The following is a 15,580-nucleotide window of genomic DNA, read 5'->3' as shown; positions in this document are numbered from 1 at the left end:
GCTATTATCTATTTTGTTTCCATGGAAACAAAATAGATAAAGAGAGGCAATATAATGAAATTATCAATCCGCAGTTTGTTTTATCTCGTTTGCTTTAGCGCACTATTAGGCTCTTTAGCACAAAATATTTATACCCCTGTACTTCCCTTGATCCAACAGCAATTTAATACCACGTTATCACTGGTTAATCTGACAGTATCTGCATTTACTTTTGCTATGGCTGTTATGCAACTATTTTATGGTTCATTAATCGATAAATGGGGAAGAAAACCAATTTTACTCAGTGGATTAGCAATTTCTATTGTGGGTGCATTGGGTTGTGTTTGGTCTGACTCTATTGGCTTATTGATTTTTTGGCGTGTGATCCAAGCTATCGGTATTGCGGCCATTCCTGTGGTTGCAGCAACTATTCTTGGCGATCTTTATCAAGGAAACGATCGCGCAAAAGCAATGGGATCGTATCAAATGCTATTAGCACTAGCACCTGCTTGTGGCCCTTTATTAGGTGGATATTTAGCACAACATTATCAATATCAAGGCATTTTTATTTTATTGGCTGTTATCGGTATCCTATTACTGATCACACATCTCTTTTATTTACCAGAAACACGTCCAGAACAGAAGGAAACCTTTAAAAGCTTATCAGCAATGCAACAAGTGCTTATGGCACCTGAGGGTAAATCTGTATTTGTCATGAGTTTTATGGTGTTTTATAACTATTTTTGTCTACTGGTTTTCTTACCCTTAATTGCCTTTCATCTCTATCAACTTAACAGCACTGAAATAGGTGGATTATATATGCCTATGTCAATTGCACTTATCTTAGGTAGCTATCTTTACCGTAGAATTTGCCATCTATTTAGCGCTGAATATGGTGTGATTATTACCTCTTGTATCAACCTGACTATGTTGACGTTATTTGCACTCTTTTGGCAAATCTCATTACCTATCATGCTTGGCTTAACTGTGTTATATGGGCTTTCTTTAGGCTTAACCATGCCAACGCACACTACATTATTAACAAGTTATTTTGGCTCAATGAGAGCAACTGCAATGGGGATTTATAACTTTATTCGTTATTGTGGAATGGCTGCTGGCCCTATGATTTCGGTCTATTTTGTGACTGACAATAACTATGAGTATGTCTTTTATTCTTGTGTGATCTTAACGAGTTTGGCATTGTGTTTCACCATTAAGACCTTAATGTCTTCATTAAAAGAAAAAAAACAAACTGCAAACTAACAGGATATTTCATGAAATTAACCATTGAAAAACTGGCACAGCTCTCTGAACAAGACCATATTGATTTAGGCAAAATTTGGCAAGATACACGTTACCAATCAGCTCTAACAAATGAGATCAACAACGAGAATGTACTCTTTGTAGCAAGATTTAACGAACGATTGTTAGCCGCTTGCTGGGTTAAACTATCGGGTGAAAAAGCTGTTATCTCTGATTTTATGGTAAGAGAAGTGACACGCCGTCGCGGTGTTGGACATTATTTACTGACACAATGCTTATCTGCCTATCCTGATATTCACCATTGGCAGGCAGCAATAAGCTTATCAGCGGAAGAAAGCGGGTATGAGATTGCTCATGCTTTTTTAACACATCATCAATTTAGTGCATCACCACAATCTGATCTTTATGCTCTCAATATTTGATAACGTTCTTATTCTAAATAATTCAAGTTGTAGCTAGGCGACAAGTGAATATTAGTCAACAACGCTACAACTTGAAGTATGACGAGAACGAGTAGTATAAAGTCTAGCTACATTATAAGCCGTCTCACTCAGATTCTTTTGCGCATTATGAAGTGCATCATCCAGTGTAGAAACACCCGGTACAATAGAGAAAACAGCATCAATTCCCTGCTGATGAACAACATCATAATCAGGTAGATAGCCACCGACTAAGGCAATGACAGGAAGGTGATATTTTTTAGCGAGCAGAGCAACCCCTATTGGCGTTTTACCTTGTGCCGATTGGCTATCCATTCGACCTTCACCAGTTATTACCAAATCCGCATCAATAAAATATTTCTCTAATTCAACCGTTTTGGCAACCAGTTCAACTCCCGGCGAAAGCGTTGCTTGCGTAAAGGCAAGTAACGGTAACGCCAATCCACCCGCCGCACCACTTCCAGCAATATTAATAAGATTGTGTTGTGTCATTTTCTCAAGATAAGTACCAAAATGATGTAAGGCTTTATCAAGTTGCGCAATATCATCTTTGGTCGCTCCTTTTTGAGGACCAAAAATAGCTGATGCTCCTTTTTCTCCACACAACGGATTTGTTACATCGCAAGCAAGCTCAATTTCAATATTTTTTAGTTTAGGGTTAAGAGTCGTGATATCAATAGAGTGAAGTTGTGCTAATGCCAGCCCACCAAAGGGCAAAGATGTACCAAACTTATCTTTGAGACCAAGCCCAAGTGCTTGCATCATACCTGCACCAGCATCATTTGTAGCACTTCCACCTAATCCCAAAATGATTTTTTTAACGCCCATTTCAAGTGCAGCATTAATTAATTCACCCGTACCATAACTGGTCGTTAAATTGGGATTGCGTTGAGATGAGGGAATAAGATGAAGACCAGAAGCTTGAGCCATTTCAATCACGGCAGTGGTGTTATCCCCTAAAAGCCCCCAAGTTGCGGTCACTTGTTTGCCTAAAGGTGAACACACTTGTGTCGATATAAAACGGCCTTGCGTTGCATCCACCAGCGATGTCACCGTTCCTTCGCCGCCATCAGCCATAGGAATACAACAATATTGCGCATTAGGTAAATAACGTGAAAAACCCTGTTTTATTGCTGTTGCAACTTCTTTCGCACTTAAGCTTTCTTTAAATGAATCAGGGGCGATAACTATTTTCACGTTATATTCTCCAGACAATATAAAAGCGATATTTTCATATCGCTTTTATAACATACTCTACTTTATGAGAGCGTGTACATGATCTGAAATGTGATTAATCTTCAATCGCTAAACGCAATTTCTTCATTGCATTTTTTTCTAATTGGCGAACACGCTCGGCAGATACACCATATTTTGTCGCCAAATCTTGCAATGTCGATTTGTTATCATCATCTAGCCAACGGGCACGAATAATATCTTGGCTACGTTCATCAAGAGTTTCAATTGCTGATGTCAGTTTATCTGTTGCATGATTATCCCAGTTATCTTCTTCAATGCCGTCGGCAAAGTCAGAAGATTTATCTTCTAAGAAGAGTACTGGAGCAATAGGATGTGAGTCATCACTATCATCAGCTGTCATATCAAATGCCATATCTTGTGCTGACATTCGTGATTCCATTTCTCGGACATCACTTTCTGACACGCCCAATTCTCTTGCGACTAATTCCACTTCATCTTGATTAAACCAACCTAAACGTTTTTTATTTTTTCGCAGATTAAAAAACAGTTTACGTTGAGATTTCGTGGTTGCAACTTTCACGATACGCCAGTTACGTAGCACATATTCATGAATTTCTGCTTTGATCCAATGTACGGCAAAAGAGACCAGTCGGACACCCACTTCTGGGTTAAAACGGCGCACCGCTTTCATCAGACCAATATTACCTTCTTGGATAAGATCGGCTTGGGGTAAACCATAACCTGAATAGCTGCGAGCAACATGAATAACGAAGCGCAGATGCGAAAGGATAAGCGTTCTTGCCGCATCCAAGTCACCATCATAATGCAGCCGTTCAGCGAGTTCCTTTTCTTCCTCTGCGGTTAACATCGGATAGGAATTGGCTGCTCGTATATACGCTTCGATGCTGCCTTGCGGAACCAATGCTAAGGATTGCATTTCTTTTGTCATTCAAATCCTCATGAAAATCAAATAAATAATTAAGATTATTACTGTAAGGGAAAATAGATGAGCCTTATAAATATAGCTTAAATAGGAAGTCAGTTAGGTTTTTTACGATGTGTTTTTATCATAACGACTATTTGACCAGCATAAAGATTAAAGGTTCATCTCGCATCTATGTTTACATATCTTTGTACTTTTCTATGCAGAGGCAAACATGATCGTTAGCTTGTCCTAGAAAAGATTGCGAGCATTATTATGCCAGAGACGGGGCGTTGATAAAATGGCTGGGTGACGATATTAACGTAACCCAGCCTGATAAAAAACATTATCTCATTATTTAGAAGATAAGTATAAAAGCGCTCTAATTCATTATTCTGGTGTAAATTGACGCAAATGTTGCATTGTCGTCAGCCATGCAGCAAGCCAACCGATGGTCATCGCTACGAGTATAAGAATAATTGACTCATCAAATCCTAATCCTGAAATGGAAAAAGAAGTCCCAAATACCGTTGCGGCTTGAGTCACCACATCAGAAAGTTTCCACACTAATAGAGCAGAAAAAATCAGGGCAAACACGGCGCCAATAAACCCAAGAATTAATCCCCAATTCAGGAAAGGACGCATAATAAAACCATCGGTTGCACCAATAAGTTTCATAACATTAATAGTATCGCGACGACTGAAAATATTGAGGCGTACACTGTTGCCAATCACCAATAACAGAGCGACAACCATCAATGAACCAATCACCAAGGCAATTTGCCCTACTAATGAAGTTAACGTTGAGAGCCGAGCAAACCAACTGTCATCCATTCTGACTTCATCAACGCCGGGTATTTTCGCCACGGTATCACGCAAATTCACCATCAATTGTTGATCACTTGGCTCCATAACAGGAGTCACAATTGCTACCGCAGGCAGAGGATTCTCTTCTAACATATCTAACGCACTGCTAAAGCCGGACCAAGAACGGAATTCCACCAGCGAGTCTTGGCGTGAAAGATAGTTCACCTCACTCACTTTCTCTAAAGCTTCTATTTTTTTGATCGTGGCTTCAGCTAATGAATCATCAAGAGATTTATCAAGATAAACGGTTAATTGTGGAGTGGGATACCACTGCTCAGCCGCAGTTGAAACATTTTTCCACACAATATAAAAGATGCTAGGTAATGTTAATGAAATGGCGACTACCATTACCGTTAGAAAAGAAGAAAGTGGTTGGCGCAAAAAGTCAGCCATGGTATTACGCCATGCATAACGCCATTGTTCACGTCTTCCCCCTTTTAGTGCCTTGGTTTTTGCACCTGGCGTTGGCATTGATTTACGGGAACTTTTTGCTTTAGCCATTTTGTCCTCCCACCATTCTGCCTTGCCCTAATGTAAGAATGCGATAATTTCTGCGTTCAATCAAAGACATATCATGTGTTGCCATTAACACTGTAACACCAACACGATTAAACTCTTCAAAAAGACGCATGATGCCTTCTGAAAGCTCACCATCAAGGTTACCCGTTGGTTCATCCGCAAGTAAAACCGTTGGCTTATTCACAACAGCGCGAGCAATACCTACACGCTGTTGTTCACCACCAGAAAGTTGGATAGGATAATTTTTAGCTTTATCCAAAAGACCAACTTTATCTAAAGCGGCAGAAACTCTGCGTCGAATATCCTCTTCACTTGCGCCAGCAATAATCAATGGAAGAGAGACATTGTCGTAAACCGTTCTGTCCATCAATAAATGGTGATCTTGGAAGATCATCCCAATTTGACGACGCAAAAAAGGGATCTCGCTATTTTTCAGTCTGCTAATATCATGTCCAGCAAACCAAATAGCGCCATCACTAGGACGTTCTATTCCACAAATTAACTTAAGCAATGTACTTTTACCGGCACCAGAGTGACCCGTTAAAAAAGCCATTTCTCCAGGGCGAAGATGGAAATCAACACCCTGTAATGCTTGTCTTCCACCTAAATAAGCCTTGCTGACGTGTTCGAAGCGGATCATTACAACTACTCCTCGCGGGCAAACAGAGCCTCAATAAAATCGTCGGCCTTAAACGGACGTAGATCTTCAATACCTTCACCTACCCCGATATAACGGATAGGTATACTAAACTGATCAGCAATAGAGAAAATAACCCCCCCTTTTGCTGTACCATCGAGTTTAGTCAATGTTAATCCAGTTAGCCCAACTGTTTCATTAAAGAGTTTAGCCTGGCTCACTGCATTTTGTCCGGTACTTGCATCTAACGTCAGCATCACTTCATGTGGTGCTTCTTCATCTAATTTCTTCATAACACGAACGATTTTTTTCAGCTCTTCCATTAAATGGGATTTATTCTGCAATCGTCCTGCGGTATCAGCAATAAGAACATCGACACCTTTTGCCTGTGCTGATTGAATTGCATCAAAAATCACAGATGCAGGATCAGCGCCTGTATGTTGTGCGACAACAGGAATATTATTGCGCTCACCCCAAACTTGTAACTGTTCAACAGCAGCGGCACGGAAGGTATCACCTGCTGCTAACATGACAGATTTACCTTCAGCTTGGTATTGTCGCGCTAATTTTCCGATTGTGGTTGTTTTACCCACACCATTAACTCCGACCATCAAAATAACAAAAGGTTTTTTACCTTCAATATTTAATGGTTTATCAACTTTGGTTAAGATCTCGCCCATCTCTTCACGTAATTTGCCGTAAAGGGCTTCAGCATCTTTAAGATCTTTATGTGTTGCGTGTTTGGTCAGGCTGGTGATAATTTTAGTAGTGGTTTCCATTCCCACATCAGCAATTAAGAGTTGCTCTTCTAACTCTTCAAAAAGCTCATCATCAATTTTCTTACCACGAAATAGACTAAGAAATCCTAAGCCTAAGTTCTGGCGAGTTTTTAGCAAGCCTTTTTTCAGTCGGCTAAAGAAACCTTCTTTTTTAGGTTTTTCTTGCTCAACGACTTTATCTGCAAGCACTTCTTCGCGTAAAGATTCAATATCTTCTGCTTCTGCTTGCGCAATAGCGAGACGTTCGTTCTCTTGTTCTTGCGCTAGGCGTTCCTGCTCTACACGTTGCGCTTCTAAACGTTCTTGCTCTGCTTTTAGTTCCGCTTGGCGCTGGGCTTCCTCTTGTGCTAAACGTTGAGTTTCGGCTTCTTGCGCTAGACGTTCCTGCTCTACACGTTGCGCTTCTAAACGTTCTTGCTCCGCTTTTAGTTCCGCTTGGCGCTGGGCTTCCTCTTGCGCAAGGCGTTGAGCTTCGGCTTCTTGCGCTAAACGTTCCTGCTCTACACGTTGCGCTTCTAAACGTTCTTGCTCCGCTTTAAGTTCCGCTTGGCGCTGGGCTTCTTCTTGCGCAAGGCGTTGAGCTTCAGCTTCTTGCGCTAGACGTTCCTGCTCTGCACGTTGTGCTTCTAAACGTTCCTGCTCCGCTTTAAGTTCCGCTTGGCGCTGGGCTTCTTCTTGCGCAAGGCGTTGAGCTTCAGCTTCTTGCGCTAGACGTTCCTGCTCTGCACGTTGTGCTTCTAAACGTTCCTGCTCCGCTTTAAGTTCCGCTTGGCGCTGGGCTTCTTCTTGCGCAAGGCGTTGAGCTTCGGCTTCTTGCGCTAGACGTTCCTGCTCTGCACGTTGTGCTTCTAAACGTTCCTGCTCCGCTTTAAGTTCCGCTTGGCGCTGGGCTTCCTCTTGCGCTAAACGTTGAGTTTGCGCTTCTTGAGCCTGACGTACTTGTTCTGCATGTTCTGCTTCTAGGCGCGCTTGTTCTGCATCTATTTCTGCTTGGCGTTGTGCTTTTTCTTGTTCTAAACGTTGTTTTTCGGCTTCCTGTGCCAATCTATCTTGCACAACACGTTGCGCTTCTTGGCGCTCAGCCTCTAAACGCTCTTGCTCCGCTTTTAGTTCTGCTTGGCGAACAGCCTCTTCTTGTGCTTCTTTTGCCAAACGTTCTTTTTCTAAACGCTCTTCTTCTAAGCGTTGTTGCTCTTTCTCTTGCTCAATATTTTCTTCTTTGTTACGCCCAAAACCGAGCCACGAGAAAAAACCTTTTTTTTCTTTTGCCATTAGCTACTAAACTCCTCGCACTAAATCATGGCGCGAATACATTGACGATATTGAAAATAATAATGAAGTCTATCATTTGATCATGGATAAACGCATCTTTTATACGAATTTTATGGTAAATTATTCCGGATTAAATCAAGGGAAGTCATCAAGATATCAAGAGACACTGATCCCTTATTCCAAAAGACACTCCAGAAATCACGTTTAAACGATATAAATCAAAATAATATGGCCAAAAAACCACAAAAAGCCCCAATGGGACAAATTAGAATAATTGGGGGTAAATGGCGTGGTCGTAAACTTCCTGTTCTCGATAGTCAAGGATTACGACCAACAACCGATAGAGTGAAAGAAACGCTCTTTAATTGGCTTATGCCCATCATCCAAGATGCTCGCTGTCTCGACTGTTTTGCTGGTAGTGGTGGCTTGGGAATTGAGGCTCTTTCTCGCTATGCTCGCGAAACCACTTTTATCGAATATGAGCGTCCTGTTGCCCAACAAATTACTGCAAATTTAGCCTTACTTAATGCTGATAATGGACATGTTATTCAAGACAGCGCATTATCCTTTCTCGCAAAACAAGGCACGCCTTATAATGTCGTTTTCTTAGATCCTCCTTTTCATAAAGGCATGTTGTCTGACACTGTCCAATTATTAGAAAATAACGGTTGGTTAGCGCAAGATTGCTATATTTATATTGAGGAAGAAGTTAAAGCACAGACTTATACACTGCCAATCCATTGGACATTGCATAGAGAGAAGATCGCAGGGCAAGTTGCGTATCGTCTTTATATTCGCAGTTTATCTGCTTAATTTTTTATGGAGTTGTTATGTTAATCTTTTTTGGCCGATTTTTAATGGTCGGCGTTTGGGGCTTTCTATTTTTAAATATTATTTCCCCTTTTCCTAAGCCATTAAAATACTTTATGGATATTGCATTGATTTTTATGGTAATTATGCATGGATTACAAATTGTCATGTATAAAGCAGGGCAACCTAAAGATCAAAAACCCTCCACTGGATTGCAATTTCGTATTTTCTTCTTTGGTATTTTTGAATTATTAAAAATACAAAAAGAGTTACGAAAAGAATACGAAGAAAAACAGAAAAATAAAACAAAACAATAGCTGTGATCTTCGTATACCCTCGCAATTATCTGGGGTTACCCATCTACCCCAGAGGTTGCCAATCTTATCAACACTTTCACTTATTTATTACTTTGCTCATCGATTGGCATATCTGTTTCAAACTGTACAAAACGACTGCCTTGCATAAATAAACGTCCTTTCATTTCAGGTTCGATATTTTGATAAGATGATTTATCAATATTCAAGACCAAATCTTTACGTTCATCAGTGGTTAAACGAAAGGTCACTTGATAATAATGGGTTGTTTCTGGGCCATTCACATCATTTTCTCTTGAGCGTCGTTCATTAGCCACAATTTCTTTTTTATCAATGACTTCAACCATATAAAGTTTTACAGGTGAGTTATCGTCACTTATTCGTTGTTTTCGCTGTTCAAAAAAACGATAAGTTGCCGATGCGATAATTATAATCAGTACTGCAATACCGATAATCGCTGCTTTATTCATTACATTAATTCCTATCGTTATATGGATTAAAAAGTAGTGTGCTTTATATTATTTTAATAAGTCCGTCAGTTTCGTCATTAACCGCTATTCTTAAATTAAGCTTTCTGTTATGAATAATAAAACAGTTCTGAATATAAGGAAGATATTATGAGTTGGCCTTTTCTCGCGGTATTATTCTCCGGATGGCTTTATATTGATGCGGCATATCGTGGGCCGAATTGGCAACGATGGTTATTCCGTCCTATCACGCTACTTCTTTTATTACTTTGGGCATGGCAAGTTCCCGAACACAACATTAATAGCTACCTGATTGTTTGTGCATTATTAGCGACACTACTTTCTGATATTCTAAGAATATTTGATGGTAAGTATTTACTACCATCTTTCGCATTGATTTTTCTAAGCTATATTCTTTATATGGTGAGTTTTTTACTCCCTTTACAACTCTCATTTTATCTTCCTTTACTTGGGTTCGTTATTCTTGCTTTCATTATCATTTTAGCCATTGTTTGGACTAAGCTCGATAAATTAGCTATTCCAGCCTCCCTAACTTTATTAGCTGCATTTGCTATGTTCTGGGTGGCTGGTGAAAAATTCTTCTACTTAAGCAATGATTACAACTTATCAGTGATGATCGGATCATTATTGTTAGTGATTGCTTACTCAATATGGTTAATCAACCGCTTCCGCTTCTCATTTTCAGCCTCAAAAGGTCTTGTCAGTGCCTGTTATTTTATTGGGCACTTCTTTATTGTTAGAGCCTTATTCCTTTAGTTTTCATCAACCCCTTGGTTTAAACATTTAAATCAAGGGGCTAGACTTCTAATTTAATTCGCACTTTTTGCCAATTAATTTCTGTCGCACATCTTGACTCTGGACTCTACTCCAAGCTGTAAAGTACTTATCAAATAAATGATTTTAGAACTTTACTTCGTTGAACAAGGAGAGCCAGTTATGACTAAACATGCTCATCAACACGATAATCATAAACATACCGATGCTTGTTGCTCAAGTTCTCAATGCTGTTCAGGCCACTCAGAGAATAGTACGCACTCACGTACTGAAAGTGGACATTCTCATACCAAGATAGACAAAAGTGATCCTGAATGTGAGGATGAGCATCACCACGGACACTCCCACGAACATGTTCACCAACATGATCATGATGGACACGATCATAACCATGATGGGCATAACCATGCTCATGGAAGCTGTGATATCAACGCTCCTGTTTCTAACATTGAGCCAGAAAAAATTGCACAACAACGCTTTAGCTGGAAAGTACAAGGAATGGATTGCCCAAGTTGTGCTCAAAAAATTGAAACCGCAGCACTCAAAGTCACAGGTGTAAAACAAGCAAAAGTGCTTTTTACCACTGAAAAACTGGTCGTTGATGCGGATAGTGATTTACGCGCTGATGTCATTGCCGCAATTAACAGTGCAGGCTTTGAGCTTTTTGACCTATCTTCACCTCAATCTCAAAAAGTGGCTAAGCAAAGCCTCTTAAAAGAAAGTTCATTTGTTATTGTGTTGGCACTTTTAATGGCGATTAGCTGGGGTACAGAATTTATTGATCCTCAAGCGGGTCGTGCAGCCTTTATCGCAACAACTTTAATTGGTTTATTCCCCATTGTGAAAAAGTCCTTACAACTTATTCGCAGTGGCACACCATTTGCTATCGAAACATTAATGAGCGTTGCCGCAATTGGTGCACTATTTATTAATGCTACCGAAGAAGCAGCAATGGTTATTTTGCTGTTTATGATTGGTGAGATGTTAGAGTCTTACGCAGCAGGTCGTGCTCGTCGTGGTGTAAGTGCATTAATGGCGCTAGTGCCAGAAGAAGCAACATTAATCAAAGATGGCAAAAAACAAACAGTTCCTGTTGCGCAACTACGCCCTGGCGATATTATCGAAATCGCCCCAGGTTCACGTTTGCCAACAGATGCTGAATTAGTCAGTACATTTGCAAGTTTTGATGAAAGTGCATTAACCGGTGAATCTGTACCAGTAGAGCGTTTGCAAGGCGAAAAAGTGGCTGCGGGTTGTTTATCTGTTGATAGATCAGTGCAAATGAAAGTGGTATCTGAACAAGGGCAAAATGCTATTGACCGTATTTTGCAATTGATTGAAGAAGCTGAAGAGCGTAGAGCGCCAATTGAACGCTTTATTGACCGTTTTAGCCGTTACTATACACCTGCGATTATGTTGTTCTCTGCGCTGGTTATTATTGTTCCACCATTGTTGTTCTCACAACCTTGGGAAACATGGATTTATCGCGGCTTAACACTATTATTGATTGGTTGTCCTTGTGCTTTAGTTATCTCAACACCCGCTGCTATCACTTCAGCATTAGCAGCAGCAACTAAACGCGGAGCACTTATCAAAGGTGGCGCAGCATTAGAACAATTGGGTACAGTTAATACTATCGCACTAGATAAAACTGGCACATTAACAGAAGGGAAACCTCAAGTTACTGATGTTGTAGCTGAAACTGGGTTTAATGAAAAAGATGTCCTAACTTTTGCATCATCCGTAGAAATTGGCTCTCATCACCCATTAGCAAAAGCTATTATCAATAAGGCGCAAGAAAACGATGTACTTGTTGTTGAGGCTGAAGATCGCAAAGCCTTAGCGGGCAAAGGCATTGAAGGTTATTTAAATAGCCAACATATTCTAGTAAGTGCACCAGCTCAGTTATCAGATAACACATCACTCTCTTCTCAGTGGCAACAAGAAGTTGCACGCCTTGAAGATGAAGGTAAAACCGTGGTTGTTGTATTAAAAGAGAGTCAGCTTATCGGTGTTATTGCTATGCAAGATACCTTACGCAATGATGCTGTTGAATCAATGAAGTTATTGAAAGAAATGAACATCAATGCCGTTATGCTAACGGGTGATAATCCAAGAGCAGCCGCGGCTATTGCGAAAAAACTGGGTATGGATTTCCGAGCAGGATTGCTACCTGAAGATAAAGTGACTTCAGTAATGGAAATCAGTAAAACGCATAACACAATGATGGTGGGTGATGGTATCAATGATGCACCAGCAATGAAGGCAGCAACTATTGGTGTTGCAATGGGAAGCGGTACTGACGTTGCACTTGAAACGGCTGATGCAGCCTTGACACATAACCGCTTAACGGGCTTACCTGAAATTATTAAGCTATCTCGTGCGACACGTAAAATCATCCGTGAAAACATTACGATAGCACTTGGTTTAAAAGCGATATTTTTAGTAACAAGCTTATTAGGAATTACAGGACTTTGGGTTGCTGTTCTTGCTGACTCCGGCGCAACAGCACTGGTTACAGCCAATGCAGTAAGACTATTAAGAGTAAAAATTAACGCCTCACATAAAGAGTAAGCACGTTAAAATAACAAAACCCAAACCTCAGTTAATCTGGAGTTTGGGTTATTTTTTAGCGTTAAGATTAGCAATATTTACAGCATAAATTACAAATTGCTCTCTTTTTTACGAATAAGATAACGATATGGTGCAGATTGTGTCTCTTGATTTAATAAATCATGTTCCATAAAACGGCAAAAGCCTGGAATATCACGCACAGTCGCAGGATCATCAGCAATCACTAATAACGTCTCACCTAATGCCATATTTCTTATGGTTTTACGCACTAACATCACAGGCTCTGGGCAACGTAGCCCTAGCGTATCTAATGTTTTAGTTGCATCGTCAAATTGAGCATTCATTCTATTAACCATTTTTCTTACACTGACAGATGCTATTATTATATCTCTCTTTCGTGTTCACATCACGGCACATTAAACGCAAGGGGATTTTCCCCAACCTTTGCTTTTGTTGCGCAACCAGCGTATTATGCGCATCCTCTCATTTAAGAGAGAAATCACTGTTTTATTGGGTTCCCTCACCCCAATCACTAAAAAGGTACAATTTATGTATACGTTTACTCCCCGCCAAAAAGCGGTGGCGCTGTTATGGCTTTCTTTGTTCCACATCTTGATAATTACCTCTAGTAACTATCTTGTGCAGTTACCTATCTCCATTTTTGGTTTCCATACCACTTGGGGTGCCTTTACCTTTCCGTTTATTTTTCTGGCAACAGATCTAACGGTTCGTATTTATGGCGCACCACTTGCCAGACGCATTATTACCGCTGTTATGCTACCTGCATTGGCAATTTCTTACCTGATCTCAACGCTTTTTTTCCAAGGCAGTTGGCAGGGATTTGCCTCATTAGCTGATTTTAATATCATGGTGGCAAGAATTGCGACAGCAAGCTTTATGGCTTATGTGTTAGGTCAAATCATGGATGTGTCTGTCTTTAATCGTTTAAGACAACAACAAAAATGGTGGGTTGCGCCAAGTGCAGCAATGTTCTTTGGTAATTTACTCGACACACTGGCCTTCTTCTTTATTGCGTTTTACCGTAGCACTGACGCCTTTATGGCAGAAAATTGGGTAGAAATCGCCTTAGTGGACTATGTGTTTAAATTAACCATTTGTATGCTGTTTTTCTTGCCTGCTTATGGCGTTCTATTGAATTTCATTTTGCGTCACTTTTTCGCACAAGAAAATCAAAAACAAGATTATGCTGAGATCCGTTCATAATCAGGCACACCTCGCAAAATAATAATGAAATTAATGTCATTATTCCAATAATAAAGCTTCATAACTCAATTTTATGAAGCTTTATTCTGATTAAAATGTTTTATTATTTAATGTAAATATTTCACACCGTAATTAATTAGCGTGATTAGTTAAACAACTCACAAAATATTGCTTAAATATCATTATTACTATGTTTTTTGCATGCTAATATAAAATCTATTAATTATTTACAATAAATTATTTTATTCACCTATTAAACTGTTAATGTATTCTTGGATCGTCTCCATATTGTTATATGTCTGTTGGGATGACGAGCCCCACCATAAGGATTTTTTACTCTCTTTTGCGAATAGTAGGAGTCTATTATGTTAAAAGTTATTCAATCCCCCGCTAAATATATTCAAGGGCCTGATGCGTTATTTCATATTGGTAAGTACGCGAAGCCTTTTGGCAATAGAGCATTGATTATTGCTGATAAATTTGTCATGGAATTAGTCGGCAGTACCGTTAAAGACAGTATGTCTCAATATGAAGTGAATGGGCACTTTGAACTGTTTAATGGTGAGTGTACACATAACGAAATTAATCGTTTATCCGAACTCGCAAAAGCCCAAGCATCGCTTGTGATCATCGGCGTTGGTGGTGGTAAAACACTCGATACCGCCAAGGCTGTTGCTTATAAATGCCAGCTCCCAGTCGTGATATCCCCTACCATTGCCTCTACTGATGCGCCAACCAGCGCCCTTTCTGTTATTTATACAGAACTCGGTGCATTTGATAGTTATCTATTTTACCCAACCAACCCTGATGTGGTTGTTATGGATACTAATGTTATCGCCTCTGCGCCTGCCCGTTTATTAGTTGCAGGTATGGGGGATGCTTTAGCGACTTACTTTGAAGCGAGAGCCTGTAGCAACGCACAAAAACAAACTATGGCAGGGGGTAAGTCAACGCTTGCAGCGCTTGCTCTGGCTGAACTTTGCTATAACACTCTTTTAGAAGATGGCTATAAAGCAAAACTGTCGGTTAGCCGAGGAGTTTGTACAACGGCTGTCGAAAATATTATCGAAGCCAATACATTCCTAAGTGGTATTGGTTTCGAAAGTGCGGGCCTTGCTGCAGCTCATGCCATTCATAATGGATTTACTGCACTAGAAGAGTGTCACCATATGTATCATGGCGAAAAAGTTGCCTTTGGTACATTAGTGCAATTAGTGTTAGAAAATAGCCCATTAGAAGAATTAGAAGAGTTTCTCGACTTCTGTATTTTAGTGGGATTACCTGTCACCTTAGAAGAATTGGGTATCAATGCCACAGGTGATGAACTGAATGAAAAAATCATGGCAGTGGCTGAGTTAAGTTGTGCTGAAGGAGAGACAATTTATAACATGCCGTTTGATGTTGATTCAGATAAGGTTTACGCCGCAATTTTAACTGCCGACCAATTAGGACGGGAATGGCTTTATTAAAGCCTGAGTAAACAGGGAGTCTTTATCTCCCTGTTTGTATTCATAAAAAAGG

General features: G+C 40.0%; 15 protein-coding genes. 8 read left to right on the top strand and 7 right to left on the bottom strand.

The genetic code is table 11. The features are described from left to right. Positions 1-54: 54 nt before the first annotated feature. Together DK866_RS12845 and panM are read left to right on the top strand one after the other, a co-directional pair. Positions 55-1,242: an MFS transporter gene (locus DK866_RS12845; RefSeq protein ID WP_109409230.1), complete on the top strand. Its 1,188-nt coding sequence runs from the start codon at positions 55-57 to the stop codon at positions 1,240-1,242. Between the two features lie 11 nt (positions 1,243-1,253). Beyond that, positions 1,254-1,664: an aspartate 1-decarboxylase autocleavage activator PanM gene (gene panM / locus DK866_RS12840; protein ID WP_109409229.1), complete on the top strand. Its 411-nt coding sequence runs from the start codon at positions 1,254-1,256 to the stop codon at positions 1,662-1,664. A 51-nt stretch (positions 1,665-1,715) separates the two neighbouring features. Here the strand turns inward: panM and DK866_RS12835 are convergent, their stop codons facing one another. The 5 genes from DK866_RS12835 to ftsY all read right to left on the bottom strand — a co-directional run bounded on the left by DK866_RS12835 (position 1,716) and on the right by ftsY (position 7,875). Next, a complete protein-coding gene (locus tag DK866_RS12835; protein ID WP_109409228.1) occupies positions 1,716-2,879 on the bottom strand; it encodes a glycerate kinase in 1,164 nt (387 codons plus the stop codon). A gap of 94 nt (positions 2,880-2,973) precedes the next feature. Continuing rightward, on the bottom strand, positions 2,974-3,828 hold the full coding sequence (gene rpoH, locus DK866_RS12830) for an RNA polymerase sigma factor RpoH (RefSeq protein ID WP_023583733.1): 855 nt from the start codon (positions 3,826-3,828) through the stop codon (positions 2,974-2,976). A gap of 363 nt (positions 3,829-4,191) precedes the next feature. Further along, positions 4,192-5,169 carry a permease-like cell division protein FtsX gene (ftsX, locus tag DK866_RS12825; RefSeq protein WP_109409227.1) on the bottom strand — a complete coding sequence of 326 codons (978 nt, stop codon included), beginning with the start codon at positions 5,167-5,169 and terminating at the stop codon, positions 4,192-4,194. Next, positions 5,162-5,827 carry a cell division ATP-binding protein FtsE gene (ftsE, locus tag DK866_RS12820; protein WP_023583735.1) on the bottom strand — a complete coding sequence of 222 codons (666 nt, stop codon included), beginning with the start codon at positions 5,825-5,827 and terminating at the stop codon, positions 5,162-5,164. The genes ftsX and ftsE overlap by 8 nt, the downstream gene beginning before the upstream one ends. 5 nt (positions 5,828-5,832) lie before the next feature. After that, positions 5,833-7,875, bottom strand: a complete 2,043-nt coding sequence (gene ftsY / locus DK866_RS12815; protein ID WP_109409226.1) for a signal recognition particle-docking protein FtsY — start codon at positions 7,873-7,875, stop codon at positions 5,833-5,835. A gap of 228 nt (positions 7,876-8,103) precedes the next feature. Between ftsY and rsmD the strand changes: the two genes are divergently transcribed. Continuing rightward, complete coding sequence (gene rsmD, locus DK866_RS12810; RefSeq protein ID WP_072069813.1) at positions 8,104-8,688, top strand: 16S rRNA (guanine(966)-N(2))-methyltransferase; 585 nt, start codon at positions 8,104-8,106, stop codon at positions 8,686-8,688. A 17-nt stretch (positions 8,689-8,705) separates the two neighbouring features. Further along, entirely contained in the window at positions 8,706-9,002 is a 297-nt protein-coding gene (locus DK866_RS12805; protein ID WP_109409225.1) for a DUF1145 family protein, read from the top strand. Between the two features lie 80 nt (positions 9,003-9,082). Here the strand turns inward: DK866_RS12805 and DK866_RS12800 are convergent, their stop codons facing one another. Continuing rightward, entirely contained in the window at positions 9,083-9,469 is a 387-nt protein-coding gene (locus DK866_RS12800; protein ID WP_208624185.1) for a DUF2500 family protein, read from the bottom strand. A gap of 147 nt (positions 9,470-9,616) precedes the next feature. Here DK866_RS12800 and DK866_RS12795 point away from each other — a divergent pair, with 147 nt between their 5' ends. Together DK866_RS12795 and DK866_RS12790 are read left to right on the top strand one after the other, a co-directional pair. Beyond that, positions 9,617-10,243 carry a lysoplasmalogenase gene (locus DK866_RS12795; RefSeq protein WP_109409223.1) on the top strand — a complete coding sequence of 209 codons (627 nt, stop codon included), beginning with the start codon at positions 9,617-9,619 and terminating at the stop codon, positions 10,241-10,243. A gap of 180 nt (positions 10,244-10,423) precedes the next feature. Further along, a complete protein-coding gene (locus tag DK866_RS12790) occupies positions 10,424-12,835 on the top strand; it encodes a zinc/cadmium/mercury/lead-transporting ATPase (RefSeq protein ID WP_109409222.1) in 2,412 nt (803 codons plus the stop codon). Between the two features lie 89 nt (positions 12,836-12,924). Here DK866_RS12790 and tusA read toward each other — a convergent pair whose 3' ends face one another. Then, positions 12,925-13,179 (bottom strand): sulfurtransferase TusA, encoded by a 255-nt coding sequence (gene tusA / locus DK866_RS12785; RefSeq protein WP_036933135.1) that lies wholly within the window; start codon positions 13,177-13,179, stop codon positions 12,925-12,927. 205 nt (positions 13,180-13,384) lie between these two features. Between tusA and DK866_RS12780 the strand changes: the two genes are divergently transcribed. Together DK866_RS12780 and DK866_RS12775 are read left to right on the top strand one after the other, a co-directional pair. Continuing rightward, on the top strand, positions 13,385-14,059 hold the full coding sequence (locus DK866_RS12780) for a 7-cyano-7-deazaguanine/7-aminomethyl-7-deazaguanine transporter (protein WP_109409221.1): 675 nt from the start codon (positions 13,385-13,387) through the stop codon (positions 14,057-14,059). Positions 14,060-14,424: 365 nt separating this feature from the next. Beyond that, complete coding sequence (locus tag DK866_RS12775) at positions 14,425-15,528, top strand: glycerol dehydrogenase (protein ID WP_072069820.1); 1,104 nt, start codon at positions 14,425-14,427, stop codon at positions 15,526-15,528. Positions 15,529-15,580 lie beyond the last annotated feature (52 nt).

This window comes from Proteus genomosp. 4 str. ATCC 51469, assembly GCF_003144375.1.
GTDB lineage: Bacteria > Pseudomonadota > Gammaproteobacteria > Enterobacterales > Enterobacteriaceae > Proteus.
Note: the sequence above shows the minus strand (reverse complement) of the source record. Positions and strands in the feature narration are given on the sequence as shown.

What these genes read in the sequence shown, in the direction of transcription:
- ftsY (WP_109409226.1), bottom strand. Translation starts at nt 7,875, where the DNA reads ATGGCAAAAGAAAAAAAAGGTTTTTTCTCGTGGCTCGGTTTTGGGCGT.
- ftsE (WP_023583735.1), bottom strand. Translation starts at nt 5,827, where the DNA reads ATGATCCGCTTCGAACACGTCAGCAAGGCTTATTTAGGTGGAAGACAA.
- DK866_RS12780 (WP_109409221.1), top strand. Translation starts at nt 13,385, where the DNA reads ATGTATACGTTTACTCCCCGCCAAAAAGCGGTGGCGCTGTTATGGCTT.
- panM (WP_109409229.1), top strand. Translation starts at nt 1,254, where the DNA reads ATGAAATTAACCATTGAAAAACTGGCACAGCTCTCTGAACAAGACCAT.
- ftsX (WP_109409227.1), bottom strand. Translation starts at nt 5,169, where the DNA reads ATGGCTAAAGCAAAAAGTTCCCGTAAATCAATGCCAACGCCAGGTGCA.
- DK866_RS12775 (WP_072069820.1), top strand. Translation starts at nt 14,425, where the DNA reads ATGTTAAAAGTTATTCAATCCCCCGCTAAATATATTCAAGGGCCTGAT.
- DK866_RS12805 (WP_109409225.1), top strand. Translation starts at nt 8,706, where the DNA reads ATGTTAATCTTTTTTGGCCGATTTTTAATGGTCGGCGTTTGGGGCTTT.
- tusA (WP_036933135.1), bottom strand. Translation starts at nt 13,179, where the DNA reads ATGAATGCTCAATTTGACGATGCAACTAAAACATTAGATACGCTAGGG.
- DK866_RS12795 (WP_109409223.1), top strand. Translation starts at nt 9,617, where the DNA reads ATGAGTTGGCCTTTTCTCGCGGTATTATTCTCCGGATGGCTTTATATT.
- DK866_RS12790 (WP_109409222.1), top strand. Translation starts at nt 10,424, where the DNA reads ATGACTAAACATGCTCATCAACACGATAATCATAAACATACCGATGCT.
- DK866_RS12845 (WP_109409230.1), top strand. Translation starts at nt 55, where the DNA reads ATGAAATTATCAATCCGCAGTTTGTTTTATCTCGTTTGCTTTAGCGCA.
- rpoH (WP_023583733.1), bottom strand. Translation starts at nt 3,828, where the DNA reads ATGACAAAAGAAATGCAATCCTTAGCATTGGTTCCGCAAGGCAGCATC.
- DK866_RS12800 (WP_208624185.1), bottom strand. Translation starts at nt 9,469, where the DNA reads ATGAATAAAGCAGCGATTATCGGTATTGCAGTACTGATTATAATTATC.
- rsmD (WP_072069813.1), top strand. Translation starts at nt 8,104, where the DNA reads ATGGCCAAAAAACCACAAAAAGCCCCAATGGGACAAATTAGAATAATT.